Source organism: Sulfurisoma sediminicola (assembly GCF_003865015.1).
Lineage (GTDB): Bacteria > Pseudomonadota > Gammaproteobacteria > Burkholderiales > Rhodocyclaceae > Sulfurisoma > Sulfurisoma sediminicola.
The window spans coordinates 452,613-478,702 of record NZ_BHVV01000001.1 but is presented as its reverse complement, the minus strand read 5'-3'; the positions used below and the strand labels follow the sequence as shown (position 1 = coordinate 478,702).

The following is a 26,090-nucleotide window of genomic DNA, read 5'->3' as shown; positions in this document are numbered from 1 at the left end:
GTCACATCAGGAGAACGCCATGATGGAACTTTTCAACCCCAAGATATTCTTCAACTCGCTGATCTATTCCATTCTCGGCGTCGTCGTCTTCTGGGTGTCCTTCATCATCGTCGACAAGCTGACGCCCTACGACCTCTGGGGCGAGATCGTCGAGAAGAAGAACCAGCCGCTGGCGACCGTCGTCGCCGCGATGTGCCTGGGCATCGCCATCGTCGTCGCCGCTGCGATACATGGCTGAACAGGCGGCGGGCGCCGCGAGTTCGCGGCGTCTGCAATTCGCCCTGCTGGCGTCGGTCTTCGTCGTCGCCGCCTGCGGGCTGGCCTACGAGCTGATCGCCGGCGCGCTCGCCTCCTATCTGCTCGGCGACTCGGTCACCCAGTTCTCCACGGTGATCGGCGCCTACCTCTTCGCCATGGGCGTCGGCTCCTGGCTGTCGAAGTTCGTCGAGCGCGACCTGATCGGCCGCTTCGTACAGATCGAACTGGCGGTCGGCCTGCTCGGCGGCTTCACGGCGGCGGGGCTGTTCGTCGCCTTCGCCGCCCATGCCGGACCCTTCCGCGTGCTGCTCTACGGCGCGGTGTTCGCGGTCGGCGTGCTGGTCGGCCTCGAGATTCCGCTGGTGATGCGCATCCTCAAGCGCGACGTCGCCTTCAACGAACTCGTCGCCAGGGTGTTGTCCTTCGACTACCTCGGCGCCCTGGCCGTCTCCATCCTCTTCCCGCTGCTGCTGGCGCCGCACTTGGGCCTGGTGCGCACAGGCTTTCTCTTCGGCCTGCTCAACGCGGCCGTGGCGCTGTGGGCGCTCTGGCTGTTCCGCGACCGGTTGGCGCGGCGCACCGGGCTGCTCGCCGCCGGGCTGTCATCGGTTGCCGTGCTTGCCGGCGGCTTTGCCGGCGCCGGTCAGCTCACCACGATGGCCGAGGGCTGGATCTACGCCGACGACATCATCCACGCCGAGAACACGCCCTACCAGCGCATCGTCGTCACGCGCTGGCGCGACGACGTGCGCCTCTTCCTCAACCAGAACCTGCAGTTCTCGTCCAAGGACGAATACCGCTACCACGAGGCGCTGGTGCATCCGGGGCTGGCGGGCATGGCCCATGCGCGCCGCGTGCTGGTGCTCGGCGGCGGCGACGGCTTCGCCGTGCGCGAGATCCTCAAGTATCCGAACATCGAGGCGGTCACGCTGGTCGATCTCGACCCGGCGATGACGCGGCTGTTCTCCTCGGCCTCGCTGCTGCGTCAGCTGAACGGCGACGCCCTCAACTCGCCGAAGCTGAAAGTCGTCAATGCCGACGCCGTGCGCTGGCTCGAAGACCATGCCGATGCCTTCGACTTCATCGTCGCCGACTTCCCCGACCCTTCGAGCTACAGCATCGGCAAGCTCTATTCGGCGCCGTTCTACCGCCTGCTGACCCGCCATCTCGCGCCGCACGGCCGCCTCGTCGTGCAGGCCACTTCGCCGTTCTACGCGCGGCAGTCGTTCTGGACCGTGGTCGCCACGCTCGAGGACGCCGGCCTCAAGACCGCGCCCTACCATGCGCTGGTGCCGTCCTTCGGCGAGTGGGGCTACATCCTCGCCGGCCGCGAAGCGTACGCGTCGCCCGAAACCTACACCGTGCCGCTGCGCTTCCTCACCGCGCAGACCACGGCCGCGATGTTCGATTTCCCCGCCGACATGGCGCGCGTCGATGCCGAGGTGAACCGCCTCAACAACCAGGTGCTGGTGCGGACCTTCGAGTCCGAGTGGCGTCATGTAGTGCGATGAAGCGGCGCGACTTCCTCGCCTCCTGCGCGGCACTGGCCGTGGCCGGCTGCGGCGAGGTGAAGGGCGCGCCGTTGCCGCCGGGCGAACTGGCGGGCGGCAACCTGGAGCGCGGCCACCGGCTGCGCGAGAAGAACTTCGCGCGACCGACCGAGGTGCGCCGCGTGCCGGTGCTGATCGTCGGCGCCGGCATCGGCGGCCTGTCGGCGGCCTGGCGGCTGGAGCGGGCCGGTTTCCGCGATTTCGCCATCCTCGAACTGGAGTCCTCCGTCGGCGGCAACTCGCGCTATGGCGAGAACGCCGTCTCGGCCTACCCGCTCGGTGCCCACTACCTGCCGCTGCCGACGCGTGAGAGCCGCGCGGTGCGCGAGCTGCTGGCCGATCTCGGCGCACTGCAGGGCGATCCGCACGCGGCGCGGCCGAGCTACGACGAGCGCTTGCTGTGCCATGCGCCGCAGGAGCGGCTGCACATCAGCGGCTTGTGGCAGGACGGCCTGTGGCCGCGGCTCGGCGTCGCGGCGGCCGAGCGCGACCAGTACGTGCGCTTCCAGGAGCGGATGGCGGAGTTCCGCGAGGCGCGCGACGGCCAGGGTCGCCGCGCCTTCGCGCTGCCGGCGGCGCTGTCATCAAACGAGCCGCGCTGGCGCGAGCTGGACCGCATCACCATGCGCCAGTGGCTGCGCGACAACGGGTTCGACTCGCCGCACCTGCACTGGTACGTGAACTACGCCTGCCGCGATGACTTTGGCGTCGGCATCGGCGAGGCGTCGGCCTGGGCCGGCATCCATTACTTCGCCTGCCGCAACGGCGAGGCCGCCAACGCCGCTGCCGATTCCGTGCTCACCGCGCCCGAGGGCAACGGCTGGATCGTCAAGCGGCTGGCGCAGCGCTACGCTGACCGCACGATTACCGGCGCGCTGGCATTCCACATCGGCCAGAACCGCCGTGCCGCCAGCGCCGACTTTTTGCTAGAGCACGAGAACCGCGTCGTTCGCTACGAGGCGGAACAATTGGTCTGGGCTGCCCCGTTGTTCGTGTTGCCGCATGTCGCGCCGGAACTGCCCGCGTCGCTGGTGGCAGCGGCGCGCGCCGGCGACCATGCGCCGTGGCTGGTGGCGAACCTGACCCTGGCCGAGATGCCGTCTTCGGGCGCCGGCGCGCCGCTGGCGTGGGACAACGTGCTCTACGACAGCCCCGCCCTGGGTTACGTCGTCGCCACCCACCAACGCATCGCGGCCGCGCCGGGCCCGACAGTGCTGACTTATTACCATGCGTTTTCGGCCGAGCCGCCGAAGCAGGCGCGCGAACGGCTGCTCAACACGCCGCGCGAGACGTGGGCCCGGCAGATTCTTGCCGACCTCGGCCGCGCTCATCCCGAAATCGGCCAGGTCACCCAACGGCTCGACGTCTTCCGCCACGGCCATGCCATGATCCGGCCCGTGCCCGGCACGATCTGGTCGGCGGCGCGGCAACCGCTGGCGCGGGGCTGGGAGCGCGTGCATTTTGCCCACGCCGACGTCAGCGGCATGTCGCTGTTCGAGGAAGCCAACTACCGCGGCGTGCGTGCGGCCGAGCAGGTGCTGCGGCGCTTGGCCGTTCGCGTTGGCACCGCTCTCGGCTAGACTGGCGGAACTGGAGGAGAAGGACACACATGACCAAACTGATCGGCGCGGTTTTCCTGGTGCTCGGCCTCGTGGCCGGCGTGGTGTTGCTGCTCGCCCCCTTCGGCAAGGCGCCGCTCGAGGCGGGGCCGCTGATGTGGTTCACTTTCCCGCTCGGCTGCGTCATTGGCCATGTTTTCCTGATGGTCGGTGCCGACCGTGAGCAGATGGCGGTGAGCTCGATGATCGTCGGCAGCGCCCTGCTGTTGCTCGGCCTCGTCGCCACCGTGGCGCAGTTCCTCGTCAGTGGCGGCGTGCTGGCGTCGGCAGGCGACACGTTGTCGCTCTGGTATGTCGCCAGCGGCGGCTTCGTCCTCGGCGGCGTGGCCTATGCGCTGCGCGGCACGGGCAGGGGCCAGAACCCGCCGGCCTGAAATGCGCGGCTTGCACATCCTCGCCGAGCTCCACGGTTGCGCCGCCGGCCCCGCGCTGATGCGAGATGTCGGACCGTTGCGCGAGGTCTGCATCGGGGCGTGCAACGGCGCCGGCCTGTCCGTGGTCGCCGAGGCCTTCCATGCCTTCGCCGAGGGTGGCGCGACCGGGGCGGTGGTCCTCGCCGAATCGCACGTCGCCGTGCACACCTGGCCCGAACTCGACGCGGTGACGCTGGACATCTACGTCTGCAACTTCAGCCAGGACAACCGTGCCGCCGCCGAAGCCGCATACGTCGCGCTGCACGCGGCCTTTCGCCCGCGCCAAGCGGTTCGCCGCGACGTGATCCGCGGCGAGCTTGAGGCAGATCAGATCAAGCAGTCCAACTTGCGGTAACGTAACGGGCTTTTCAAATAACGACTGAGGGAGAAACCACCATGGCCGACATGCGCATCCAGCTCGAAGAAAAGGACATTCCGACCCACTGGTACAACGTCGTCTCCGACATGCCGAATCCGCCGAGTCCGCCGCTCGGCCCCGACGGCAACCCGGTCGGCCCCGAGAAGATGCTGGCGATCTTCCCCGGCGCATTGCTCGAGCAGGAGATGTCGGCCGAGCGCTGGATCCCGATCCCCGAGCCGGTGCGCGAGATCTACCGCCTGTGGCGGCCGACACCCTTGTGCCGCGCCTGGCGGCTGGAGCAGATGCTCGGCACGCCGGCCAAGATCTACTACAAGTACGAGGGTGTGTCGCCGGCCGGCTCGCACAAGGTCAACACCTCGGTGCCGCAAGCGTACTTCAACAAGCAGGCCGGCATCAAGCGCATCTCCACCGAGACCGGCGCCGGTCAGTGGGGTTCGTCGATGGCGCTGGCGGGTAACATGTTCGGCCTCGATGTGCGCGTGTACATGGTGAAGGTCTCGTATGACCAGAAGCCCTTCCGCCGTTCGATGATGCAGACCTGGGGCGCCGAGGTCTTCGCCAGCCCCAGCAACATGACCAACACCGGCCGCGCGATCCTGGCCAAGGACCCGAACAACGAGGGCTCGCTCGGCATCGCCATTTCCGAGGCGGTGGAAGAGGCCGCCACGCGTCCCGACACCAATTACGCGCTGGGCTCGGTGCTCAACCACGTCTGCCTGCACCAGACGGTGATCGGCTTGGAGGCGAAGAAGCAGTTCGCCAAGATCAACGAATATCCGGACATCGTGTTCGGCTGCTGCGGCGGCGGCTCCAACTTCGCCGGCGTGGCCTTCCCCTTCCTCGCCGACAAGGCCGCCGGCGACGCCAAGGCCAAGAACACCCGCCTAGTCGCCGTCGAGCCGACCTCCTGCCCGACGCTGACCAAGGGCATCTACACCTACGACTTCGGCGATGCCTCCGGCTTCACGCCGATGATGAAGATGTACACCCTCGGACACGACTTCATGCCGCCCGGCATTCACGCCGGCGGCCTGCGCTACCACGGCGACTCGCCGCTGGTGTCGCAGCTGCTGCACGAAGGGCTGATCGAGGCGATCGCCGTGCCGCAAGTGGCCACGTTCGCGGCCGGTGTGCAGTTCTCCAAGGCCGAGGGCATCATCCCCGCGCCCGAATCCAACCACGCCATCCGTGCCGTCATCGACGAGGCGCTGCGCTGCAAGGAGACGGGCGAGGCCAAGACGCTGTTCTTCAACCTGTCCGGCCACGGCCACTTCGACATGGCCTCCTACGACCGCTACTTCGCCGGCAAGCTCGAAGATTACGAGTATCCCCGCGCGGCGATCGAGGAATCCCTGGCCCACCTGCCCAAAGTAGGTGGTTGAGGTCGCCGGATGAGGGTCTTCCGGGCCTTCTTCCTGCTGCTTGTCCTCGCCAACCTGGGCTTCTTCGCCTGGACGAAGGGTTACTTGGGCGGTCAGGAGTCGGGGCGCGAGCCGCAGCGGCTGGCCAGCCAGATCGTACCGGAGAAGTTGCGGATCGTCGCAGCGGCGCCTGTCGTCACGGCGCCCGCAGCGCCGTCGCCGGCGTGGCTTGCCTGTCGCGTCGTAACCGGCCTGCCGCTTGCCGAGGTCGAGGCCTTCAAGGCCGAGCTTGTCGGCTTCAACGTCGAGGTCAAGCCGGCCGAGGGTACCACGAGCTACTGGGTTCATATTCCGCCGCAGGCCAGCAAGGCCGCTGCCGACAAGAAGGCCGCCGAACTTCGGGCTCTTGGCATCAAGGACTTCTACATCATGCAGGACGAGGGCCCCAGCCTCAACGCCATTTCCCTGGGACTGTTCAAGAACGAGGCCGCCGCCGGCGAGCTCCTGCAGAACATGATCAAGCGTGGCGTAAGATCGGCGCGGATCGAAGTACGCCAAACACCCGCGCGGCATACTCGGGTCCTCGTCAAGGGACCCAGCGAATTGCTCGATCGCCGCCTGCCCGGCCTGGTGGCGAAGATGCCCGGCGCAGCGACGACGGAATGCCCCTGAGCGCGGCAGCGCCGCTTCAGCCCTTGCCACCGTTCGTTGTCGGCCTGACCGGCGGGATCGGCAGTGGCAAGAGCGCGGCGGCCGAGGCCTTCGCCGCCCTCGGTGCCGCCATCGTCGACACGGATGCGATTGCGCATGAGCTGACCGGTTCGCGGGGCTCGGCCATGCCGGCGATCCGCGAGGCGTTCGGCAAGGCGGTGCTGACCGCCGATGGTGCGCTCGATCGCGCCGCCATGCGTGCCCTGGCCTTCACGGTGCCGGCGGCCCGCGAGCGCCTCGAAGCCATTTTGCATCCGCTGATCCGTGGCGAAAGCGAGCGGCTGATCGCGGACCATGCGAATGCGCCCTACATCGTCCTCGTCGTGCCCCTGCTGGTCGAGTCGGGCGCTTACCGCGATCGCATCGATCGCGTCGCGGTCGTGGACTGTGACGACGAAGTCCGCATACAGCGGGTCATCGCCCGGAGTGGCCTGACGCGCGCCGAAATAAAACGCATCCTGGCGGCACAGGCAGGCCGCGACCGGCGACTCGCGGCGGCCGACGACGTGATCGAAAACGTCGGCACGCAGACCGACCTGCGGGAGCAGGTCGCGCTGCTCGATGGCCAATACCGCGCCCTGGCTGCCGTCAAGGCAGCGGCCGCAAATGGTTGAGATTTGAGGCTGTTTGGGTGACAATCCCCCGACTTTTCCCCATGGCCGCCGTGTGATCACCTACGAATATCCGTTGAACGAACGCATCCGGACGCTTTTGCGCCTGGAACATCTGTTCGACACGGTGATCCATTTCATCGCGGCGGAGGGCGCGGACGAGCATCACGTCGCCCTGGTGACGATCTTCGAGATTCTCGAGGTCGCCAGCCGCGCCGATCTCAAGTTCGACATGGTGCAGGAACTCGAGCGCCAGCGGCAGATTCTGCTCTCCTTCCGCAACAACCCGGACATCTCCGAGGAGGCGCTCAACGGCGCGCTCTACGAGATCGAGCAGGCGTCGGCCGCGCTGCTGGCGATGCAGGGCAAGATCGGCCAGTATCTGCGCGAGAACGAATGGCTGATGGCGATCAAGAACCGGGCCGGGATTCCCGGCGGCGTCTGCGAGTTCGATCTGCCGGCCTATCATCACTGGCTCAATCGCGAGACCGCCTTCCGCCACCGCGATCTGTCCACCTGGCTCAAGCCGATGCTGCCGATTCGCCAGGGCATCGCCATCGTGCTGAGGTTGCTGCGCGCCTCGGGGCGGCCCGAAGGGCAGCTGGCCGCGCACGGCTCCTACCAGCTGATGCTGGCCGGTCGCACCGCCCAGCTGATCCGCCTGCGCCTCGTGCGTACCGACCCCTATATTCCCGAAATCAGCGCCAGCAAGTACGCGCTCAACATCCGCTTCCTCGCCCCCGAGCTCGAGCAGAGACCCAAGCAGGTCGAGGCGGACGTGCAGTTCGAGTTGACCTTCTGCAACCTGTGAGCGGCATGCGCGTCGTCAATTGCCCGACCTGCGGCAAGCCGGTCGAGTGGCGCCCCGAAAATGCCTGGCGGCCGTTCTGCTCAGAACGCTGCAAGAAGATCGACCTCGGCGCCTGGGCCGCAGGCGACTACTGCGTTCCCGGCGCCGAGCCGGATCCCGGCGAACTCAATCCGTCGTCCACGCCCCGCGAATAGCCGCGATTCCCTGCGCGCCGGCGGCGAGCGCCCGCGGCAGGTCGGCTTGCCGCATGCCGCCGAGCGCATAGACCGGCAACGGCGAGTATTCGATCAGCCGGGCGAATTTCTCCCAGCCGAGTGCGGGCTGCTGCGGATGGCTGGCCGTGGCCTGGACCGGGCCGAGCACGGCGAAGTCCGCGCCGAGCACGGCGGCGCGCGCCAGCTCCGGCGCGTCGTGGCAGGACGCACCGACCAGGGGAAATTCCGGCCGCTGCCGCGACTGCATGAGCTTTTCCACCGGCAGATGAACGCCGTCGGCGCCGAGCGCCCAGGCCAGTTGCGTGTCGCCATTGATCAGCACCCGCGCGCCGTGACGGTGGCAGAGCGCGACGGCCTGCGCGGCGAAGCCTTCGCGCGCGAGTTCGGGCATCGCCGCCTCGCGCAGCTGCACCAGCCGCAAGCCCTGCTGCAGCGCCTGCGCCAGCGCGGCCAGCTGCGCATCCGCGCCGATCGCATGGGCATGGCTGATGCCGTAGACGGCGGGAAGCTGCAACGCCTTGAGCACCGGGGCATTGGCCGGCAGCATCGGCGCCACGTCGAGCGCATCGGCGCGCTGCCAGGAGAGCGCGGTGTGAACGTGGTCCTGCAGCTCGCCGTGCCAGGCGACGACGCGGAAGAAATGCAGCCGCACGTGGGCGTGCTCATAGACATGCTCGCGCACGATCCACGGATGCGCCGTCTCGACCGCGATGCCGAGTTCCTCGTGCAGCTCGCGCACCAGCGCTTCGCGCGGCGTTTCGTCCGGCTCGACCTTGCCGCCCGGGAATTCCCAGTAGCCCGGGTAGAAGGTGCCGGGTGCGCGCTGGCCGAGCAGAAAGCTGCCGTCAGGGCGCAGGATCACCGCGGCGGCGACGTCGACCTTCTTCAAGGCTTGCCGAGCTTTCCGGCGAAGTCGCGGGCGAACTGCCAGGCGACGCGGCCGCTGCGCGAGCCGCGCTCGAGGGACCATTGCAGCGCTTCCTGCCGCGCCGCCAGCGCCGGCTTGTCATCGACGCCGAAGTGCCGGAGCCAATGCGTGCAGATGGCGAGGTAGTGGTCCTGGTCGAAGGGATAGAACGACAGCCAGAGGCCGAAGCGCTCCGACAGGGATATCTTTTCCTCGACGGTTTCGCCGGGGTGGATCTCGTCGCCGACCCGCTGCGCCTCGAGATTTTCCGCCATGTACTCGGGCATCAGGTGGCGGCGGTTCGATGTGGCGTAGATCAGCACGTTGTCGGCAGTGCCGGCGATGCTGCCGTCGAGGATGCTCTTCAGCGCCTTGTAGCCCGGCTCGGAAGCCTCGAAGGAAAGGTCGTCGCAGAAGACAATGAAGCGCTCGGGTCGCGTGGCGATGAGGTCGACGATGTCCGGTAGATCGACGAGGTCGCCCTTGTCGACCTCGATCAGTCGCAGGCCCTTGGCCCCGTACTTGGCCAGTACGCCCTTGATCAGCGATGACTTGCCGGTGCCGCGTGCGCCGGTGAGCAGCACGTTGTTCGCGCTGCGGCCTTCGACGAACTGGCGCGTGTTGCGCTCGATGCGCGCCTTCTGCTCGGCAATGCCCTGCAGGTCGGCGAGGCGGATGCGGTGCGGATGATGCACGGCCTCGAGGCGGCCGCCGCCATTGCGCTTGCGCCAGCGGTAGGCATGGGCCGACCAGTCGGGGGCGCCGGGGGTCGCCGGCAGCATGGCCTCGACGCGGGCGAGCAGCGCCTCGGCGCGGACGAGGAAGGCGGCCAGCTCATTCGTCATTGCGGGGTTCCTTCGGCGGGTTGGTTGGGGTTTCCTTCGGCCAGACGCGCCAGGCGACGAAGACCAGCGCGGCGGCGATTCCGAGTTCGAGCAGCAGTGCCCACATGGAGTAAGCTTCGCCAGGTTTTTGTTCGCGGAAGTATCTCATGTTGCGCCCCCTCTTCATCGCCTCCCTGACGTTGCTGCTGGCCGGCTGCGTCGCCGCTCCCGTCGCGCCGCCGCGTCCAGAGGGCTGCCCGCCCTGTGCCGCCTGCCCGGTCTGCCCGGCGATCGAACCGGTCAAGCCGCCCGAGAAGCCGCTGCAGCCCGCGACCTGGGAAGACCTGCCGGGTTGGGCCGAGGATGATGCCCTTTCCACCTTCGAGGCCTTGCGCGCCTCCTGTGCGACCCTCGAGAAGCAGGCGCTCTGGCGCACCGTCTGCGCCAGCCTGGGCACGACGAAGGTCGGCGCCGATGGCGTGGCGAGCCGGGCGGCCCGGGCCTGGTTCGAAGCCAACCTGGTGCCGTGGCGCCTGGTCAATCCGGACGGTACGCGCGAGGGACTCATCACCGGCTACTACGAACCCATCGTCAAGGGCAGCCGCGAACGCAGGAAGCCCTTCCTCCATCCGGTGTTCGGTCCGCCCGATGATCTGGTCGTCGTCGATCTCGCCGAGATCTATCCCGAACTCAAGCACATGCGCCTGCGTGGCCGGCTCGAGGGGAGGAAGCTGGTGCCATATTTCTCGCGCGGCGAGTGGACCGAGGAAGAGGTTCGTCGTGCCGGCCAGGCGCTGCTGTGGATCGACGACGCCATCGATTTGTTCTTCCTGCAGATCCAGGGCTCGGGCCAGGTCGAACTGGCCGATGGCGGCCGCGTGCGCATCAACTACGCCGACCAGAACGGCCACCCCTACCGCTCGATCGGCAAGTGGCTGATCGAGCAGGGCGAGTTGAAAGCCCACGAAGCCTCGATGCAGGGCATCAAGAACTGGGCGCGCGCCAATCCGAAGCGTCTGCAGGAACTACTGAACAACAACCCGAGCCTGGTGTTCTTCCGTGAGCTGCCCTTCACCGGCAGCGGACCGCAGGGTGCGCTGGGCCTGCCGCTGACGCCACGCCGTTCCATCGCCGTCGATCCGCGCCACGTCCCGCTGGGCGCGCCTGTATTCCTCGACACCACCTGGCCCAACGAGACGCGGCCGCTGCGTCAGTTGATGCTGGCCCAGGACGCCGGTGGCGCGATCCGCGGTGTCGTGCGGGCCGACTTCTACTGGGGCAGCGGCGCCGAGGCCGGCAGCCTGGCCGGGAGGATGCGGCAGAAGGGCAGCATGTGGGTGCTGCTGCCGCGCGGCTACGCCCCACCCGAGGGCGGCATTCCACGCTGATTGCACACGAATGGTGCGGTGCTTGCACCGGGGCGGTGCATTCGCTCTCGACGGGCGGCGGCGGACGTTTGCAAGCCATTAATCCCAATACAGTTATTTTCTGGAATGTTAGTTGCTTTCGTGCTCCGGATTCGTGAATCGGGAGCACCAATATGGACAACTTCAAGACCTCCGCCGACGTTCTCTTCATCCTGCTCGGCGCCATCATGATCCTGGCGATGCACGCCGGCTTCGCCTTCCTCGAACTGGGCACGGTGCGGCGCAAGAATCAGGTCAATGCGCTGGTTAAGATTCTTTGCGACTTTTCGGTGTCGACCCTGGCCTACTTCTTCATCGGCTACGGCATCGCCTACGGCGTGCATTTCTTCGTCGGCGCCGAAACGCTGACGCAGAAGAGCGGCTTCGAACTGACCAAGTTCTTCTTCCTGCTCACCTTCGCCGCAGCCATACCCGCGATCGTTTCAGGCGGCATCGCCGAGCGGGCGCGCTTCGGGCCGCAACTCGCCGCGACCTTCCTGCTGGTCGGCTTCGTCTATCCCTTCTTCGAGGGCATCGCCTGGAACCAGGCCTATGGCATCCAGGGCTGGCTCAAGGATGCCTTCGGCGCGGAATTCCACGATTTCGCCGGCTCGGTGGTGGTGCATGCCGTCGGCGGCTGGGTCGGGCTCGCCGCCGTGCTGCTGCTCGGCGCCCGCCGGGGGCGTTATCACAAGGACGGCGGCATCGCCGGCGCGCATCCGCCCTCGAGCATCCCCTTCCTCGCCCTCGGCGCGTGGATCCTCATCGTCGGCTGGTTCGGCTTCAACGTCATGAGCGCGCAGACGCTGGACAAGGTCTCCGGCCTCGTCGCCATGAACTCGCTGCTGGCCATGGTCGGCGGCACCCTCGTCGCCCTGGTGGTGGGCAGGAACGACCCGGGTTTCGTGCATAACGGCCCGCTCGCCGGGTTGGTGGCCGTCTGCGCCGGCTCCGACCTGATGCACCCGCTGGGCGCGCTGATCACCGGAGGCATCGCCGGCGGGCTGTTCGTGGTGATGTTCACCCTGACGCAGAACCGCTGGAAGATCGACGACGTGCTCGGCGTCTGGCCGCTGCACGGCCTCTGCGGCGCCTGGGGCGGCATCGCCGCCGGCATCTTCGGCGCGAAGGCGCTGGGCGGCCTGGGCGGCGTCGCCTTCATGAGTCAGTTGCTGGGCACGCTGCTCGGCGTGACCATCGCCTTCGCCGGCGGGCTGGCCGTCTATGGCCTGATCAAGAAGATCGTCGGCATCCGCCTCGACGCCGAGGAGGAATTCAACGGCGCCGACCTGACCATTCACAAGATCTCGGCCGGCGCCGAGCGCGAGACGGCCTGGTAATCAGCTGACTGCCGGGCCGCCCCCAGGGCGGTGGCGCCCCCTGTGGGGGTAGCGAACGAAGGGAGCTTGGGGGGACATCAGTTCCCGACGGCGGCGATGGCCTTCTCGAGCTGCGCCACCGGCATGTAGCCGGGGGCGCGGTTGCCGTCGGTGAAGAAGATGGTCGGCGTGCCGCGAATGCTGAGCTTTTGGCCCAGCGCCACGGACTTTTCGACGGCGCTGGTGTCGCACTTGCCGGCGGCGGGGGCGGCGCCGTTCACCATCCAGTCGTTCCAGGCCTTGACCTTGTCGGATGCGCACCAGATGGCTTTCGACTTCTCCAGCGAATCCGGCGAGAGGATGGGGTAGAGGAAGGTATAGATGGTCACGTCGGTCATGCCGACGAGCTCCTTCGCCAGCTTCTTGCAGTAGCCGCAGTTCGGGTCTTCGAAGGTGGCGATCACGCGTTTGCCGTTGCCCTTGACCTGCTTGATGGCGAGGTCGAGCGGCAGGTCGGAGAACTTGATCTGGGCGAGCTTGAGCTTGCGCTCCTCGGTCAGGTCCTTCTTCGCTTTCACGTCGACGATGTTGCCGAAGATGATGTAGTTGGCCTTCTCGTCGACATAGGCGATCTCGCCGCCGACCACGACTTCGTAGAGGCCGAGCACGCCGGCCTTCTTGACGCTGTCGATCTTGGCGTTCTTGCCGAGGATGCCTTCGACCGCCTTCTTGACGTCGGCTTCGCTGGCCTGGGCGGCGACGCTGAACAGCAGGCCGGCGGCAATGGCCAGCGCGAGGGATTTTTTGAACATGGAAACTCCGGGGTTGGGGAAATTGGGAAGTTCTGGGAATGGGCGTCAGCCGATGGCGTAGCGCACCAGCGCGTCGCGCAGAACCGGCAGATGCCCGGTAAGGTTCAATCCGGCGTTGCGCAGGGCCGCGAGCGGCGCGGCGCTCGCGCCGAACAGGCGCTGCAGGCCATCCGTGACCGATTGTAGCGCGACGACTTCCTCGCGCCGCGCGCGTTCGTAGCGGCGCAGCCACTGGACGTCGCCGCAGCCGATGTGCTCCGGTTTCGCCGCCAGCGTCTCGGCCAGCGCGCGCGCGTCCTGGAAGCCGAGGTTGATGCCGTGGCCGGACAGGGGGTGAATGGCGTGGGCGGCGTCGCCGACCAGCGCCAGGCGCGGCGCCACGGTGCGCGGTGCGCGCATCAGCCGCAGCGGGAAGCCTGCCGCCGGCGTCACCAGCTCGAGCCGGCCGAGGCGCAGGGCGCCGGCATCGGCCACGCGCGCGCAGAGTTCGGCAGCCGGCAGCGCGACCAGCTCGCGGGCATGGTCTTCCGCCGTCGACCAGACCATGGATATCAGATTGCCCGGCAAAGGCAGCCAGGCGAGCACGCCGTCGTGGCGGAACCACTGGAAGGCGGTGCCGCGATGCGGCATCTCGCACCTGAAGTTGGCGACGACGCCATGCTGGCCGTAGGGCTGGAACTGCACCTCGATGCCGGCCGCGCTGCGCGTCCACGAATCGGCGCCGTCGGCGGCGACGACCAGTTGCGCCTGCAGGGTTCGACCGTCGGCGAGCCGCAGCGATGCCGCGTCGGCGCCAAAGGCCAGCGCCTCAGGCTGCGCCGGGCAGAAGAGGGTGACGTTGCCCTGGCGCCTGGCGGTCTCCCACAGCTCGCGCTGCAGCAGCGAGGACTCGACGATCCAGGCCAGTTCGCCGATGCCGCTGTCGTAGGCGGAAAAGCGCATGTGGCCGCCGGCGTCGCCGAAGACCTCCATGGTCTCGACTGCCTGCATGCGGGCAGGGTCGAGATGGTTCCAGATGCCGCTGCCTTCGAGGAAGCGGGTGTTGCCGGGGCTGATGGCGTAGATGCGCGCGTCCCAGCCCTCGGGCTTCGTCGGGGCGCGCCCCTCGACCACGGCGATGGAATACGAGGTCTTGCGCAGGGCGGTGGCCAGCGCCAGACCGGCCAGGCCGCCGCCGACGATGACGATGTCGAATGCCAGGGTGGTTTGCATCGGCGCATTGTCCCGGACCCGGGTCACCTTGACAAGCGTGCCCCTCCGACCGGATAATCTCGCCCCTTTCGCAGCCGAGTCACGATACGCGCATCGTCGTGCCGGCTCGCGTGAATGGTGATGTAGCTCAGTCGGTTAGAGCATCGGATTCATAATCCGGGGGTCGACAGTTCAAGTCTGTCCATCACCACCAGTTCCAACGGCTCGCCTCGCGCGGGCCGTTTTTGCTTGTGGCGGCCCGGGATCGATGACCAAAAAGGTATTCATACGCACCTTCGGGTGCCAGATGAACGAATACGACTCCGACAAGATGGTGGATGTGCTCGGCCTCGCCGAGGGGGCGGTGAAGACCGACAACCCGGAGGAAGCCGACATCATCCTGTTCAACACCTGCTCGGTACGCGAGAAGGCGCAGGAGAAGGTGTTCCACGATCTCGGCCGCGTGCGCCATCTCAAGCAGCAGAAGCCCGACCTGGTGATCGGCGTCGGCGGCTGCGTGGCGAGCCAGGAAGGCGCGGCCATCGTCGCGCGTGCACCGTATGTCGATATCGTCTTCGGACCGCAGACTCTGCACCGCCTGCCGCAGCTGATCGCCGCGCGCCGCGCCAGCGGCCGTTCGCAGGTCGACGTCTCCTTCCCCGAGATCGAGAAGTTCGATGCCCTGCCGCCGGCATCCGTCTCCGGCGCGGCGGCCTTCGTCTCCATCATGGAAGGCTGCTCCAAGTACTGCACCTTCTGCGTCGTGCCCTACACGCGCGGCGACGAGGTATCGCGGCCGTTCGAGGACGTGATGGCCGAGGTCGCCGGTCTGGCGCAGCAGGGCGTGAAGGAGATCACCCTGCTCGGCCAGAACGTCAATGCCTATCGCGGAGCGATGACCGATGGCGACACCGCCGATCTCGCGCTGCTGATCGAGGCCATCGCCGAAATGCCCGAGGTCGAGCGCATCCGCTACACCACCTCGCATCCGCGCGAACTGTCGCAGCGGCTGATCGACGTCTATGCCACGGTGCCCAAGCTGGTGTCGCACCTGCATCTGCCGGTGCAGTCGGGCTCCGACCGCATCCTCGCGGCGATGAAGCGCGGCTACACGACGCTCGAATTCAAGTCGCTGGTGCGCAAGCTGCGGGCGGCGCGGCCCGACCTGTCGCTGTCGTCGGATTTCATCGTCGGCTTTCCCGGCGAGACCGGGGAGGACTTCGAGAAGACCATGAAGCTGATCGACGAGGTCGGCTTCGATGCCAGCTTCTCCTTCATCTACAGTCCGCGCCCCGGCACCCCGGCCGCCGACATGGCCGACGACACGCCGCAGGAATTGAAGGTCAAGCGGCTGATGCGGCTGCAGGCGCGCATCGAGGAGCTGGCCTTCGCGGTGTCCCGGGCGATGGTCGGCACCGTGCAGCGCATCCTGGTCGAGGGCCACGCACGCAAGGACGCGACGGAACTGGCCGGCCGTACCGCCAACAATCGCGTCGTCAATTTCGCCGGGGGTGAACGCTTGATCGGCCACTACGCCGATGTCCGCATCACCGCCGCGTTTCCGCACAGCTTGCGGGGAGAGGTGGTGGCCGCATGAAACCGCGCTCTCTCGCCATTACCCTGCAGCCACTCGACAACGACCGGCTCAACAACCTCTGCGGCGCGCTCGACGAGAACCTGCGCCAGATCGAGACCGCCTACGATGTCACCATGTCGCGGCGCGGCGAGCAGTTCCGCATCAGCGGCGAACTGGCCCAGTCGCGCCTGGCCGGCCAGGCATTGCAGCACTTCTACGAACTGGCCAGGGCGCCGCTGTCGATCGACGAAATCCAGCTCGGCCTGGTCGAAATGGCCAATCGCGGCCGGACGGCCGAGCCGGCGCCGGCACTGATCACGCGCAAGACCGACCTGCACGGCCGCACCCCGCACCAGACCGAGTATCTGCGGCAGATACAGGACCACGACATCACCTTCGGCATCGGCCCGGCCGGCACCGGCAAGACCTATCTGGCGGTGGCCAGCGCGGTCGACGCCTTCGAGCGCGACCAGGTCGAGCGCATCGTGCTGACGCGTCCGGCGGTCGAGGCCGGCGAGCGCCTCGGTTTCCTGCCCGGCGATCTGGCGCAGAAGGTCGATCCCTACCTGCGCCCGCTCTACGACGCGCTCTACGACCTGATGGGCTTCGACAAGGTGGCGCGCCTGTTCGAGAAGCAGAGCATCGAGGTGGCGCCGCTCGCCTACATGCGCGGGCGCACGCTCAACCACGCCTTCATCATCCTCGACGAGGCGCAGAACACGACGCCCGAGCAGATGAAGATGTTCCTCACCCGCATCGGCATCGGCGCGAAGGCGGTGGTCACCGGCGACGTGACGCAGATCGACCTGCCCAGGGGACAGAAGTCGGGACTGATCGAGGCGCGCCGCATCCTCGCCCAAGTGCGCGGCATCGGCTTCGCCGATTTCGATGCCTCCGACGTCGTGCGCCATCCGCTGGTGGCGCGCATCGTCGCGGCGTACGAGGAAAACACCAGGCAGCATGGCGAGCAGAAAGCCTGAGCTGAGTCTCTCGGTACAGCACGCCGTCCGTCACGAGGCGTCGCCGCATCGGCCGCAGGTGTTGCGCTGGCTGCGTGCCGCGCAGGAAGGCGCGGCGACGGTATCGGTGCGTTTCGTCGACGTCGAGGAAGGCCGGGCGCTCAATCGCGAGTACCGCCACAAGGACTACGCGACCAACGTGCTCTCCTTCGTTTACGACAGCGGACCGATGGTCGGCTCTGCACTCCCCATGGTCGGCTCTGCACTCCCCATGGTCGTCGGCGACTTGGTGATCTGCGTGCCGGTGGTGCTGCGCGAGGCGCACGAGCAGGGCAAGGCGGTCGCGGCCCACTTCGCCCACCTGATCGTGCATGGTATGCTGCACCTGCAGGGATACGACCACGAGACCGGTGCGCGCGAGGCGCGGCGGATGGAAGCGCGGGAGCGCGAAATTCTCGCCGGTCTCGGTTTCCCCGACCCCTACTAAATGGATCCCGACAGTAAGCCGTCACTGCTGGAGCGCCTGTCCCACCTGCTGCTGCGCGAGCCCGAAGATCGCGAGCAGCTGCTCGACCTGCTGCGCGGCGCCTTCGAGCGGAATCTCCTCGACTCCGACGCGCTCTCCATCATCGAGGGCGCGCTGCAGGTCTCCGACATGCAGGTGCGCGACATCATGGTGCCGCGCGCCCAGATGGACGTCATCGACGTCGGTGATTCTCCCGAGAAGATCGTCGAGGCGGTGATCGAAGCGGCGCACTCGCGCTTTCCGGTGATCGGCGAGAACCGCGACGACGTCATCGGCATCCTGCTGGCCAAGGAACTGCTGCGCTTCTTCGCCGGCAAGGAATTCGACCTGCGCGACACCCTACGGCCGGCGGTGTTCATCCCCGAGTCGAAGCGCCTCAACGTGCTGCTGCGCGAGTTCCGCGCCTCGCGCAACCATATGGCCATCGTCGTCGACGAATACGGCGGCGTGGCCGGGCTGGTGACCATCGAGGACGTGCTCGAGCAGATCGTCGGCGACATCGAAGACGAATACGATTTCGACGAGGCCGCCGACAACATCGTGCTCGACAACGCCGGCCACTACCGCGTCAAGGCGCAGACCGAGATCGCCGATTTCAACCACGCTTTCGCCACCGACTTCTCGGACGCCGAGTGCGACACCATCGGCGGCCTGCTGATCGCCCATCTCGGCCGCCTGCCGAAGCGCAACGAAGTGGTGCAGCTCGGCGGCTTGCGCTTCCAGGTCCTGCGCGCCGACAGCCGCCGTGTGCACACGCTGCTGGTCAACCCGCAACGCGACTTGCCGCTTTCCGCCACTGCCGCCGAGGCGGAATGAAGCGACAGGACACCGCTGCGCTGCTGCTCGGTGCGGCGACGGTCCTCGGCTTCGCCCCCTTCGGCCTCTTTCCGCTGCCGCTGCTGACGCTGGCGCTGCTGTTCCGGATGTGGCGCAAGGCGCCGACGCCGCGCACGGCGGCCTGGCTCGGCTTCGTCTGGGGACTGGGCTTTTTCCTCGCCGGCGTCTCCTGGGTCTATGTCAGCCTGCACGACGTCGGCGGCATGATCGCGCCGCTCGCCGCCTTCGCCACGCTGCTCTTCTGCAGCTACCTCGCGCTGTTTCCGGCGCTGGCCGGCTACCTGTTCCGCCGCCTGGCCGACAATACGCCGCGTCCCTTGCGCGATGCCTTCCTGATCGCGGGCTTGTGGACGCTGGCCGAATGGCTGCGCGGCACGCTGTTCACCGGCTTCCCCTGGCTTGCGCTCGGCTATTCGCAGAGCCCGCCGAGTCCGCTCGCCGGCTACGCGCCGCTGCTCGGCAGCTACGGCCTCGCCTTCATCGTCGCCCTGCTCGCCGCGCTGCTTGGCTTCGGCTGGCGCCGCTTCTGGCCGGCGCTGCTGGTCGTGGGCGTGATCGCCTTCGGCTTCGTGCTGCGCGGCATCGGCTGGACCGAGCCGGTAGGGGCGCCGCTGCGCGTCGTGTTGCTCCAAGGCAACGTGCCGCAGAGCCTGAAGTGGGATCCGAAGCGCCTGAGCCTGTCGATCGAAACCTATCTGCGGCTGGCACGGGAAAACCCGGCGCAGCTGACGGTGTTGCCGGAAACCGCGATTCCGCTGCTGTTCGACGAGGTGCCGCGCGAGGTACTGCGCGAACTCGCCGTTGGCGGTGAGACGCTGCTCGGCGTGGCGGTGCGCACGATGCAGGGCGGCTACGCCAACGGCGCGGTGGCGCTGCAGCCGGGCGGGTCATCGCAGGGTTATGCCAAGTCCCATCTCGTGCCCTTCGGCGAGTTCGTGCCGCCGGGCTTCGCCTGGTTCTTCGACCTCGTGCGCATCCCGATGTCCAATTTCACGTCCGGTCCGCCGCGGCAGCCGCCGCTCGCATTGGCCGGGCAGAAGATCATGCCCAACATCTGCTACGAGGATCTCTTCGGCGAGGAGGTCATTCGCGCCCTGCCCGAGGCGACGCTACTCGTTAATCTCTCCAACACGGCCTGGTTCGGCGATTCGCTGGCGCAGCCGCAGCATCTGCAGATCGCCCAGCTGCGCGCGCTCGAGACCGGGCGGCCGATGCTGCGCGCGACCAACACCGGCATGACCGCCGCCATCGCGCCCGACGGTACGGTCGCCGCGGTGCTGGCGCCGTTCACGCGCGACGCCCTGCGCGTCGAGGTGCGCGGGTATCGGGGAATCACGCCCTACGGCCGGCGCGGCAACGGGCCGGCGCTGCTGCTGGCGCTGCTGGCCTGCCTGGCGACGCTGCGGGGGCGCCGCAAAAGCCTGTAAAATCGCGCCTTTGCGAACCTCGCGGGCGTTTCTTGATGGCCAATTCACCCACTTTCCAGGAAGTCATCCTGCGGCTGCAGGACTTCTGGAACAATCAGGGCTGCGTCCTGCTGCAGCCCTACGACATCGAAGTCGGCGCGGGCACCTTCCATACCGCCACTTTCCTGCGTTCCATCGGGCCCGAGCCGTGGAAGGCCGCCTACGTCCAGCCCAGCCGCCGGCCCAAGGACGGCCGCTACGGAGAGAACCCGAACCGCCTGCAGCACTACTACCAGTACCAGGTGGTGCTCAAGCCGTCGCCCGCCAACATCCAGGAACTCTATCTCGACAGCCTGCGCGCGCTCGGCATCAACACCTCCGAGCATGACATCCGCTTCGTCGAGGACGACTGGGAATCGCCGACGCTGGGTGCCTGGGGCCTCGGCTGGGAAGTCTGGCTCGACGGCATGGAGGTCACGCAATTCACCTACTTCCAGGAAGTCGGCTCGCTGGTCTGCCGACCGGTGCTGGGCGAGATCACCTACGGCCTCGAGCGTCTGGCGATGTACCTGCAGGGCGTCGAGAACGTCTTCGACCTGGTGTGGGCGCCGGGTGTCACCTACGGCGACGTCTATCACCAGAACGAGGTCGAGCAGTCGACCTACAACTTCGAGCATTCCGACGTCGACTGGTTGTTCAGCCAGTTCTCGAAATACGAGTCCGAGGCCAAGCGCCTGATGGGCCTCGGCCTGCCGCTGCCCGGCTTCGAGATGGTGATGAAGGCCTCGCACAGCTTCAACCTGCTCGATGCCCGCGGCGCCATCTCGGTGACCGAGCGCGCCGCCTACATCGGCCGCGTGCGCGCACTGGCGCGTGAAGTGGCGCAGGCCTATTTCGATTCGCGCGAAAAGCTCGGCTTCCCGATGCTGAAAGGAGCCGCGGCATGAAAGAGACCCTGCTGATCGAGCTCCTCACCGAGGAACTGCCGCCGAAGTCGCTGGCCAAGCTGGGATTGGCCTTCCGCGAGCAGGTGCAGAAATCGCTGGCCGAGGCCGGCTTCATCGCGGCCGACAACGCCGGCAAGTGGTTCGCCACGCCGCGGCGCCTGGCGCTGCAATTCGAAGACTGCCTCGACACCCAGCCCGATCGCACCCTCGAGAAGAAGGGCCCCGCCGTCGCCTCGGGCATCGGCGCCGACGGCACGCCGACCAAGGCACTCGACGGCTTCATGCGTTCGGCCGGCGTCGAGTTTTCGCAGCTGGAAAGGCTCAACGACGGCAAGGCCGAATATTTCGTCGCCCGCATCAAGAAGAGCGGCGAGCGCATCGACCAGCATGTCTCCGGCTTCGTCGAGGCCGCGCTGAAGAAACTGCCGGTGGCCAAGCTGATGCGCTGGGGCGCCGGCGAGGCGCAGTTCGTGCGGCCGGTGCACGGCCTGGTGATGATGCACGGCGCGCGCATCGTGCCGGGCGAGGTGCTGGGCCTGCCGAGCCGCAACATCACGCGCGGCCACCGCTTCCTCAGCGTCGGCGTGCTCGAAATCCCCCACGCCCGCGACTACGCCAAGACGCTGGCCGACAAGGGCCGGGTCGTCGCCTGCTACGCCACCCGCCGCGACGCGATCCGCGCCCAGCTCGACAAGGCCGCCAACCTGCAGCCGGGCCGTCAGTGGCTGCCGGACGAGGCACTGGTCGACGAGGTGACGTCGCTGGTCGAGTACCCGGTGGTCTACGAGGCCGGCTTCGAGGAGGAATTCCTCGCCGTGCCGCAGGAATGCCTGATCCTGACCATGAAGGCGAACCAGAAGTATTTCCCGCTGCTCAAGGACGGCAAGCTCACCAGCCGCTTCCTCGTCGTCTCCAACATGCAGGTCGCCGACCCGAAACACATCGTCGGCGGCAACGAGCGCGTGGTGCGGCCGCGGCTGTCCGATGCGCGCTTCTTCTTCAACCAGGATCGCAAGATGCCGCTGGCGTCGCGCATCGACAAGCTCGACAGCATCGTCTATCACAACAAGCTCGGCACCGTGGGCGAACGGGTCAGGCGCCTGGCGAAGCTCGCCGGCGCCATCGCCCATCGCCTGCATGCCGACGTCGCCCAGGCCGAGCGCGGAGCGCTGCTCTGCAAGGCGGACCTGGTCACCGACATGGTCGGCGAGTTCCCCGAGCTGCAGGGCATCATGGGCCGCTATTACGCCCATCACGACCAGGAGCCGGCGGCGGTGGCCGACGCCATCGAGGCCCACTACCATCCGCGCTTCAACGGCGACAGCCTGCCCGCGGGCAACATCGCCGCTGCCTGCGCGCTGGCCGACAAGCTCGACGCGCTGGTCGGCTTCTTCGGCATCGGCCAGCTGCCCACCGGCGACAAGGATCCCTTCGGCCTGCGCCGGGCCGCGCTCGGCGTGCTGCGCATCCTCATGGAAACGCCGCTGCCGCTCGACCTGTCGGAACTGATCGACGAGGCCGCCGCCGGCTTCGGCGCCGGCCTGCTGGCTGGCGACTACAAGGCGCAGCTGCTCGATTTCATGCTCGAGCGCCTGCGCGGCCAGTTGCGCGATGCCGGCCACGACCAGAAACTCGTCGATGCCGTGCTGGCCCTGAAGCCGACGCGCATCGACAAGGTGCCCGCCAAGCTGGCCGCGGTGAAGGCTTTCGCTCAATTGCCCGAGGCGGAGGCGCTGGCCGCCGCCAACAAGCGCATCGTCAATATCCTCAGGAAGACCGAGGGCGTGGCGGGCGAGGCCGACGTGGCGCTGCTGCAGGAACCCGCCGAGAAGGCGCTGTTCGAGCGCGTCACCGCCATCACGCCGGGCGTGCGTTCCTTCGTCGCCAACGAGGACTACGCCGATGCGCTGAAGGCTCTCGCGGGCCTGCGCGGCGAGGTCGACGCCTTCTTCGACGGCGTCATGGTGATGGCCGAGGAGCCGCTGACGCGCGCCAACCGCCTGGCGCTGCTGCGCCAGCTTGCCGGCCTGATGAACCAGGTCGCCGACATCTCGAAGCTCTGAGTCCATGAACCATGGAGCGCACGGAGAAGGTCGAGTAAGGCGGATTAGCCGGGCTTTTTCGCGCGTGCCCGCCGCGCCCGCTGTGGCTTAATCGCCTTCATGAAGCTGATCATCCTCGACCGCGACGGCGTCATCAACCACGACTCCGACCTTTACATCAAGTCACCGGAAGAGTGGAAGCCGCTTCCCGGCAGCCTCGATGCGATCGCCCGGCTGACGCAGTGGGGCTGGCGCGTCGTGGTGTGCACCAACCAGTCGGGCGTCGGCCGCGGCCTGTTCGTCATGGACACCCTCAACGCCATCCACGACAAGATGGTGCGTGCCGTGTCGCAGGCCGGCGGGCGCATCGATGCCATCTTCTTCTGTCCCCACACCAGCACGGACAAGTGCAGCTGCCGCAAGCCCAAGCCCGGCATGTTCCTCGAGATCGCCCAGCGTTACAACGTCGACCTCGCCGGGGTACCGGCGATCGGCGACTCGCTGCGCGATCTGCAGGCGGCACAGGCGGTCGGCGCCCAGCCGATCCTGGTGCTGACCGGCAAGGGCCAGAAGACGCATGCGGACCCGAACCTGCCGCCCGGCACGCCGGTGTTTCCCGATCTCGCCGCCGCGGTGGCGAGCCTGACCAAGTGAGCGAGCGGCGACCCGGCGCAACCACCTATCTGCGCTCGGCCCTGTTCATGGCCGCGATGCTCGTGGTCACGCCGACGTTCGTCACCCTGCTGCTGTGCTGCTTCTGGCTGCCGTTGCGCCAGCGCCGACTTTTCGTGATGCCCTACGTCAACGCCGTGATGTGGATGGTGCGGCACATCCTCGGCATCCGCCACCGCGTCGTCGGCGCCGAGAACATCCCGGCGGAGCCCTGCGTCATCCTCTGCAAGCACCAGTCGGCCTGGGAGACCTTCGCCCTGCAGCAGGTGTTCCGGCTGACCTCCTTCGTGTACAAGCGGGAACTGCACTGGCTGCCCTTCTTCGGCTGGGGCCTGTGGCTGATGCCCTTCGTCGCCATCGACCGCGGCGCCGGCAAGGAGGCACTCAACCAAGTCGCCAGCCGCGGCATGGAGCGCCTGGCCGACGGCTACTCGGTGGTGATCTTCCCCGAGGGCACGCGCGTCGCGCCCGGCCACAAGAAGCGCTTCAAGGTCGGCGGTGCCTGGCTGGCCAAAAAAGCCGGCGTGCCGGCGGTGCCGGTTGCGCTCGATTCGGGCGAGTGCTGGCGGCGCCAGGCCTTCCTCAAGACGCCGGGGCTGGTGACCATGAGCATCGGTCCCGCCATCGATCCCGCCGGCCTCAAACCCGAAGAGATCAACGCCCGCGCGGAAGGCTGGATAGAATCCGAGATGCGTCGCATCTCCCCGCACCGCTATCGCCATGAGACCCCGCCCGCCGCAACTGTCTCTGCTGCTTGACGCCGCCGCTCCCGATGCCGGCTCGCGCTGGCGCGACGGCGCGAGCCTCGACTACCTCGGCGGCCGCTTGACGCTCTGCCTCGACACGACCTGCCGCGACGCCCAGCTCGACGGCACCATCCTGCACCTGCCGCTGCCGCCCGAGGCGACGCCGCGCCAGATCCAGGACGGCGCGGAGGCATGGCTGCGGCGTCAGGCCGAGCGCGTGATCGGCGCCGAACTGGTCATGGCGGCACGCCGTGCCGGCCGTCCGGTGCCGCCGCATGCGCTTTCCTTCGCCGCGCGCGCCAGCTGGGCCGGCGCCGACGGCAAGGGCGGCCTGCGCTTCCACTGGCGCCTGATCGAGCAGGCCGAGCCGGTGATCGGCCAGGTGGTGCAGCTGGCGCTGTCGGAACTGCCGCCCATCGTCGCCGAGGCCGACCTCTTCGCTTTTGCTGCATGAGCATCGCCGAGCAGCTCGACCTTTTCAAGTTACCGGTTGTCGCGCCGTCGCCGAAGACGCGCCACCTGCTGCTCGGCGGCCAGATCGTGCCCTACGTGCTGCGCCAGGGCCGGCGGCGACGGCTGGCCATGACCATCGACGAACGCGGCCTCTCGATCGGTGCGCCGCATCACATCACCCTCGCCGACATCGAGGCTTTCGCGCGTTCGCATGCGGAGTGGGTGCTCGCCAAGCTGGCCGAATACGCCCGGCGTGCCACGCCGCGGCAGCTGGCGATCCGCCACGGCACACGGCTGCCGCTGCTCGGCGGCGAGATCGAGGTACGTGTCGAGAATGGCGCCAACCGCGTCGCCTGGCATGGGGATGCGCTGGTTCTGCAGGCGCGGCCTGGCGCCGACCTCGATCAGCTTGCCCGCCGCGCCTTGCAGCGGCGTGCCCTGCCGCATTTCGTCGAGCGTGCCGGCCACTATGGCGCCCGGCTGGGGCGGTCGCTGCCGCCGATCGCGTTGTCGTCGGCGCGCACGCGCTGGGGCAGCTGCAGTCAGGCCAGCGGCATCCGCTTCAACTGGCGCCTGATCCACCTGCCGACGCACCTGGTCGATTACGTCGTCGCCCACGAACTCGCCCACCTGGTCGAGATGAACCACAGCCCGCGCTTCTGGGCCGAGGTCGGCCGGCTCTTTCCGGACTGGCACGCGGCCCGCGCCGAGCTCAAGGTGCGCGGGCGAGAAATCCCGCTGATTTAGGAGTGACCATGCGAATCCTTCACACCATGCTGCGGGTCGGCGATCTCGACCGCGCGATCGCCTTCTACACCGAAGTCCTCGGCATGCGCGTCCTGCGCCGCCACGACTATCCGGACGGCAAGTTCACCCTGGCCTTCGTCGGCTACCAGGACGAAGCCGACGGTGCGGTGATCGAGCTGACCTACAACTGGGGTGTCGACAAGTACGAGCTCGGCACGGCCTTCGGCCACATCGCGCTCGAGGTCGAGGATGCGTACGCTGCCTGCGACGAGATCAGGAAGCGCGGCGGCAAGGTGGTGCGCGAGGCGGGGCCGATGAAGCATGGTGCCACGGTCATCGCCTTCGTCGAGGATCCCGACGGCTACAAGATCGAGCTGATCCAGCGCAAGCGCTAGATCAGCGCCCGAGTTCGGTACGCAGGGCGGCCGTCAGCCGCGCGGTTTCGGTCTGCACGGCGGCGGCGAGGGCCGGCACCCGGCCGGCGTCGGCGTCCTTGCACGCCTGCTCCAGCGCCTTGGCCGCGGTCAGGGCTGCCCTGGCGGCGAAGGTGGCGACCGAGCCCTTGAGCTTGTGCGCGGCGGCACGCAGCGTCTCGAGGTTGCCCGAGTCCTGCGCCGCCTGCATTGCGGCGAGCTGCAGTGGCACGTCGTCGATGAAGATCTCCGCGATCTGCACGAACAGCTCGGCGTCTCCGGCGAAGTTTTCCATCATTTCCGCGCGGTCGAAAACGCCCCGCAGGAAGTCCCCTTGGGGGACGGCCGTCTGATCATTCATGCAGCAGGTCTTCCG

The 26,090-nt window shown here is 67.8% G+C and carries 29 protein-coding genes and 1 tRNA gene; 25 read left to right on the top strand and 5 right to left on the bottom strand.

The features are described 5' to 3' along the window. Positions 1 to 19: 19 nt before the first annotated feature. The 10 genes from EJE94_RS02240 to EJE94_RS02195 are packed head-to-tail and all read left to right on the top strand — an operon-like array spanning position 20 to position 7,910. Positions 20 to 238 carry a DUF350 domain-containing protein gene (locus EJE94_RS02240; protein WP_121239859.1) on the top strand — a complete coding sequence of 73 codons (219 nt, stop codon included), beginning with the start codon at positions 20 to 22 and terminating at the stop codon, positions 236 to 238. Further along, positions 231 to 1,769: a polyamine aminopropyltransferase gene (locus EJE94_RS02235; protein ID WP_121239858.1), complete on the top strand. Its 1,539-nt coding sequence runs from the start codon at positions 231 to 233 to the stop codon at positions 1,767 to 1,769. The genes EJE94_RS02240 and EJE94_RS02235 overlap by 8 nt, the downstream gene beginning before the upstream one ends. Further along, positions 1,766 to 3,388: an NAD(P)-binding protein gene (locus EJE94_RS02230; protein ID WP_121239857.1), complete on the top strand. Its 1,623-nt coding sequence runs from the start codon at positions 1,766 to 1,768 to the stop codon at positions 3,386 to 3,388. The genes EJE94_RS02235 and EJE94_RS02230 overlap by 4 nt, the downstream gene beginning before the upstream one ends. 29 nt (positions 3,389 to 3,417) lie before the next feature. Beyond that, positions 3,418 to 3,801, top strand: coding sequence for a hypothetical protein (locus EJE94_RS02225; protein ID WP_121239856.1), 384 nt, complete (start codon positions 3,418 to 3,420; stop codon positions 3,799 to 3,801). 1 nt (position 3,802) lies between these two features. Continuing rightward, a complete protein-coding gene (speD, locus tag EJE94_RS02220; RefSeq protein ID WP_121239855.1) occupies positions 3,803 to 4,195 on the top strand; it encodes an adenosylmethionine decarboxylase in 393 nt (130 codons plus the stop codon). A gap of 41 nt (positions 4,196 to 4,236) precedes the next feature. Further along, the gene (locus tag EJE94_RS02215) at positions 4,237 to 5,604 is read left to right on the top strand and encodes a TrpB-like pyridoxal phosphate-dependent enzyme (RefSeq protein WP_121239854.1); all 1,368 of its coding nucleotides are present in this window, start codon (positions 4,237 to 4,239) and stop codon (positions 5,602 to 5,604) included. Between the two features lie 9 nt (positions 5,605 to 5,613). Beyond that, positions 5,614 to 6,255, top strand: a complete 642-nt coding sequence (locus tag EJE94_RS02210) for an SPOR domain-containing protein (protein ID WP_121239853.1) — start codon at positions 5,614 to 5,616, stop codon at positions 6,253 to 6,255. Then, complete coding sequence (gene coaE, locus EJE94_RS02205) at positions 6,246 to 6,908, top strand: dephospho-CoA kinase (protein ID WP_121239852.1); 663 nt, start codon at positions 6,246 to 6,248, stop codon at positions 6,906 to 6,908. Before EJE94_RS02210 ends, coaE begins: the two co-directional genes overlap by 10 nt. A gap of 52 nt (positions 6,909 to 6,960) precedes the next feature. Then, entirely contained in the window at positions 6,961 to 7,716 is a 756-nt protein-coding gene (gene zapD / locus EJE94_RS02200; protein WP_121239851.1) for a cell division protein ZapD, read from the top strand. Positions 7,717 to 7,721: 5 nt separating this feature from the next. Next, positions 7,722 to 7,910: a DNA gyrase inhibitor YacG gene (locus tag EJE94_RS02195; RefSeq protein WP_121240544.1), complete on the top strand. Its 189-nt coding sequence runs from the start codon at positions 7,722 to 7,724 to the stop codon at positions 7,908 to 7,910. Here the strand turns inward: EJE94_RS02195 and EJE94_RS02190 are convergent. Both EJE94_RS02190 and EJE94_RS02185 read right to left on the bottom strand, forming a co-directional pair. Further along, positions 7,882 to 8,820 carry a Nudix family hydrolase gene (locus EJE94_RS02190; RefSeq protein WP_243642498.1) on the bottom strand — a complete coding sequence of 313 codons (939 nt, stop codon included), beginning with the start codon at positions 8,818 to 8,820 and terminating at the stop codon, positions 7,882 to 7,884. The two genes, EJE94_RS02195 and EJE94_RS02190, sit on opposite strands and share 29 nt — an antisense overlap. Continuing rightward, entirely contained in the window at positions 8,817 to 9,683 is an 867-nt protein-coding gene (locus EJE94_RS02185) for an ATP-binding protein (RefSeq protein ID WP_121239849.1), read from the bottom strand. Before EJE94_RS02185 ends, EJE94_RS02190 begins: the two co-directional genes overlap by 4 nt. A gap of 146 nt (positions 9,684 to 9,829) precedes the next feature. Here EJE94_RS02185 and mltA point away from each other — a divergent pair, with 146 nt between their 5' ends. Next, the gene (gene mltA / locus EJE94_RS02180; protein ID WP_121239848.1) at positions 9,830 to 11,050 is read left to right on the top strand and encodes a murein transglycosylase A; all 1,221 of its coding nucleotides are present in this window, start codon (positions 9,830 to 9,832) and stop codon (positions 11,048 to 11,050) included. Between the two features lie 152 nt (positions 11,051 to 11,202). After that, positions 11,203 to 12,408 (top strand): ammonium transporter, encoded by a 1,206-nt coding sequence (locus EJE94_RS02175; RefSeq protein WP_121239847.1) that lies wholly within the window; start codon positions 11,203 to 11,205, stop codon positions 12,406 to 12,408. A 77-nt stretch (positions 12,409 to 12,485) separates the two neighbouring features. Here the strand turns inward: EJE94_RS02175 and EJE94_RS02170 are convergent, their stop codons facing one another. Next, entirely contained in the window at positions 12,486 to 13,199 is a 714-nt protein-coding gene (locus tag EJE94_RS02170; RefSeq protein WP_121239846.1) for a DsbC family protein, read from the bottom strand. 45 nt (positions 13,200 to 13,244) lie between these two features. After that, entirely contained in the window at positions 13,245 to 14,411 is a 1,167-nt protein-coding gene (locus tag EJE94_RS02165) for a UbiH/UbiF family hydroxylase (RefSeq protein ID WP_207855649.1), read from the bottom strand. A gap of 116 nt (positions 14,412 to 14,527) precedes the next feature. Between EJE94_RS02165 and EJE94_RS02160 the strand changes: the two genes are divergently transcribed. The 13 genes from EJE94_RS02160 to gloA all read left to right on the top strand — a co-directional run bounded on the left by EJE94_RS02160 (position 14,528) and on the right by gloA (position 25,696). Further along, positions 14,528 to 14,604: transfer RNA gene (locus EJE94_RS02160), tRNA-Met, on the top strand. 54 nt (positions 14,605 to 14,658) lie between these two features. Further along, positions 14,659 to 15,987: a tRNA (N6-isopentenyl adenosine(37)-C2)-methylthiotransferase MiaB gene (miaB, locus tag EJE94_RS02155; protein ID WP_121239845.1), complete on the top strand. Its 1,329-nt coding sequence runs from the start codon at positions 14,659 to 14,661 to the stop codon at positions 15,985 to 15,987. Further along, a complete protein-coding gene (locus EJE94_RS02150) occupies positions 15,984 to 16,946 on the top strand; it encodes a PhoH family protein (protein ID WP_121239844.1) in 963 nt (320 codons plus the stop codon). Before miaB ends, EJE94_RS02150 begins: the two co-directional genes overlap by 4 nt. Beyond that, positions 16,927 to 17,412, top strand: a complete 486-nt coding sequence (gene ybeY / locus EJE94_RS02145; RefSeq protein WP_121239843.1) for an rRNA maturation RNase YbeY — start codon at positions 16,927 to 16,929, stop codon at positions 17,410 to 17,412. The genes EJE94_RS02150 and ybeY overlap by 20 nt, the downstream gene beginning before the upstream one ends. Beyond that, positions 17,413 to 18,267 (top strand): CorC family transporter, encoded by an 855-nt coding sequence (locus EJE94_RS02140; RefSeq protein ID WP_121239842.1) that lies wholly within the window; start codon positions 17,413 to 17,415, stop codon positions 18,265 to 18,267. After that, positions 18,264 to 19,715: an apolipoprotein N-acyltransferase gene (gene lnt, locus EJE94_RS02135; RefSeq protein ID WP_121239841.1), complete on the top strand. Its 1,452-nt coding sequence runs from the start codon at positions 18,264 to 18,266 to the stop codon at positions 19,713 to 19,715. The genes EJE94_RS02140 and lnt overlap by 4 nt, the downstream gene beginning before the upstream one ends. 35 nt (positions 19,716 to 19,750) lie before the next feature. Further along, a complete protein-coding gene (glyQ, locus tag EJE94_RS02130) occupies positions 19,751 to 20,641 on the top strand; it encodes a glycine--tRNA ligase subunit alpha (RefSeq protein ID WP_121239840.1) in 891 nt (296 codons plus the stop codon). Next, positions 20,638 to 22,704 carry a glycine--tRNA ligase subunit beta gene (gene glyS / locus EJE94_RS02125; RefSeq protein WP_121239839.1) on the top strand — a complete coding sequence of 689 codons (2,067 nt, stop codon included), beginning with the start codon at positions 20,638 to 20,640 and terminating at the stop codon, positions 22,702 to 22,704. Before glyQ ends, glyS begins: the two co-directional genes overlap by 4 nt. 99 nt (positions 22,705 to 22,803) lie before the next feature. Next, entirely contained in the window at positions 22,804 to 23,337 is a 534-nt protein-coding gene (gene gmhB / locus EJE94_RS02120; RefSeq protein WP_121239838.1) for a D-glycero-beta-D-manno-heptose 1,7-bisphosphate 7-phosphatase, read from the top strand. Then, positions 23,334 to 24,113, top strand: a complete 780-nt coding sequence (locus EJE94_RS02115) for a lysophospholipid acyltransferase family protein (protein WP_243642497.1) — start codon at positions 23,334 to 23,336, stop codon at positions 24,111 to 24,113. The genes gmhB and EJE94_RS02115 overlap by 4 nt, the downstream gene beginning before the upstream one ends. Beyond that, positions 24,076 to 24,555 (top strand): YgjP-like metallopeptidase domain-containing protein, encoded by a 480-nt coding sequence (locus tag EJE94_RS02110; RefSeq protein ID WP_121239837.1) that lies wholly within the window; start codon positions 24,076 to 24,078, stop codon positions 24,553 to 24,555. The genes EJE94_RS02115 and EJE94_RS02110 overlap by 38 nt, the downstream gene beginning before the upstream one ends. Beyond that, positions 24,552 to 25,301 (top strand): M48 family metallopeptidase, encoded by a 750-nt coding sequence (locus EJE94_RS02105; RefSeq protein ID WP_121239836.1) that lies wholly within the window; start codon positions 24,552 to 24,554, stop codon positions 25,299 to 25,301. Before EJE94_RS02110 ends, EJE94_RS02105 begins: the two co-directional genes overlap by 4 nt. 8 nt (positions 25,302 to 25,309) lie before the next feature. Next, a complete protein-coding gene (gene gloA, locus EJE94_RS02100) occupies positions 25,310 to 25,696 on the top strand; it encodes a lactoylglutathione lyase (protein ID WP_121240538.1) in 387 nt (128 codons plus the stop codon). Between the two features lies 1 nt (position 25,697). Here the strand turns inward: gloA and EJE94_RS02095 are convergent, their stop codons facing one another. Continuing rightward, positions 25,698 to 26,075, bottom strand: a complete 378-nt coding sequence (locus EJE94_RS02095; RefSeq protein WP_121239835.1) for an Hpt domain-containing protein — start codon at positions 26,073 to 26,075, stop codon at positions 25,698 to 25,700. Positions 26,076 to 26,090 lie beyond the last annotated feature (15 nt).

Bases quoted from the DNA above. Each gene is read 5' to 3' on its own strand.
- gmhB (WP_121239838.1), top strand. From the start codon at position 22,804: ATGAAGCTGATCATCCTCGACCGCGACGGCGTCATCAACCACGACTCC.
- EJE94_RS02140 (WP_121239842.1), top strand. From the start codon at position 17,413: ATGGATCCCGACAGTAAGCCGTCACTGCTGGAGCGCCTGTCCCACCTG.
- EJE94_RS02095 (WP_121239835.1), bottom strand. From the start codon at position 26,075: ATGAATGATCAGACGGCCGTCCCCCAAGGGGACTTCCTGCGGGGCGTT.
- speD (WP_121239855.1), top strand. From the start codon at position 3,803: ATGCGCGGCTTGCACATCCTCGCCGAGCTCCACGGTTGCGCCGCCGGC.
- EJE94_RS02175 (WP_121239847.1), top strand. From the start codon at position 11,203: ATGGACAACTTCAAGACCTCCGCCGACGTTCTCTTCATCCTGCTCGGC.
- EJE94_RS02170 (WP_121239846.1), bottom strand. From the start codon at position 13,199: ATGTTCAAAAAATCCCTCGCGCTGGCCATTGCCGCCGGCCTGCTGTTC.
- EJE94_RS02230 (WP_121239857.1), top strand. From the start codon at position 1,766: ATGAAGCGGCGCGACTTCCTCGCCTCCTGCGCGGCACTGGCCGTGGCC.
- ybeY (WP_121239843.1), top strand. From the start codon at position 16,927: ATGGCGAGCAGAAAGCCTGAGCTGAGTCTCTCGGTACAGCACGCCGTC.
- gloA (WP_121240538.1), top strand. From the start codon at position 25,310: ATGCGAATCCTTCACACCATGCTGCGGGTCGGCGATCTCGACCGCGCG.
- EJE94_RS02185 (WP_121239849.1), bottom strand. From the start codon at position 9,683: ATGACGAATGAGCTGGCCGCCTTCCTCGTCCGCGCCGAGGCGCTGCTC.
- EJE94_RS02105 (WP_121239836.1), top strand. From the start codon at position 24,552: ATGAGCATCGCCGAGCAGCTCGACCTTTTCAAGTTACCGGTTGTCGCG.
- lnt (WP_121239841.1), top strand. From the start codon at position 18,264: ATGAAGCGACAGGACACCGCTGCGCTGCTGCTCGGTGCGGCGACGGTC.
- glyQ (WP_121239840.1), top strand. From the start codon at position 19,751: ATGGCCAATTCACCCACTTTCCAGGAAGTCATCCTGCGGCTGCAGGAC.
- mltA (WP_121239848.1), top strand. From the start codon at position 9,830: ATGTTGCGCCCCCTCTTCATCGCCTCCCTGACGTTGCTGCTGGCCGGC.
- glyS (WP_121239839.1), top strand. From the start codon at position 20,638: ATGAAAGAGACCCTGCTGATCGAGCTCCTCACCGAGGAACTGCCGCCG.
- EJE94_RS02165 (WP_207855649.1), bottom strand. From the start codon at position 14,411: ATGCAAACCACCCTGGCATTCGACATCGTCATCGTCGGCGGCGGCCTG.
- EJE94_RS02235 (WP_121239858.1), top strand. From the start codon at position 231: ATGGCTGAACAGGCGGCGGGCGCCGCGAGTTCGCGGCGTCTGCAATTC.
- miaB (WP_121239845.1), top strand. From the start codon at position 14,659: ATGACCAAAAAGGTATTCATACGCACCTTCGGGTGCCAGATGAACGAA.
- EJE94_RS02110 (WP_121239837.1), top strand. From the start codon at position 24,076: ATGAGACCCCGCCCGCCGCAACTGTCTCTGCTGCTTGACGCCGCCGCT.
- EJE94_RS02215 (WP_121239854.1), top strand. From the start codon at position 4,237: ATGGCCGACATGCGCATCCAGCTCGAAGAAAAGGACATTCCGACCCAC.
- coaE (WP_121239852.1), top strand. From the start codon at position 6,246: ATGCCCCTGAGCGCGGCAGCGCCGCTTCAGCCCTTGCCACCGTTCGTT.
- EJE94_RS02150 (WP_121239844.1), top strand. From the start codon at position 15,984: ATGAAACCGCGCTCTCTCGCCATTACCCTGCAGCCACTCGACAACGAC.
- EJE94_RS02240 (WP_121239859.1), top strand. From the start codon at position 20: ATGATGGAACTTTTCAACCCCAAGATATTCTTCAACTCGCTGATCTAT.
- EJE94_RS02195 (WP_121240544.1), top strand. From the start codon at position 7,722: ATGCGCGTCGTCAATTGCCCGACCTGCGGCAAGCCGGTCGAGTGGCGC.
- EJE94_RS02225 (WP_121239856.1), top strand. From the start codon at position 3,418: ATGACCAAACTGATCGGCGCGGTTTTCCTGGTGCTCGGCCTCGTGGCC.
- EJE94_RS02210 (WP_121239853.1), top strand. From the start codon at position 5,614: ATGAGGGTCTTCCGGGCCTTCTTCCTGCTGCTTGTCCTCGCCAACCTG.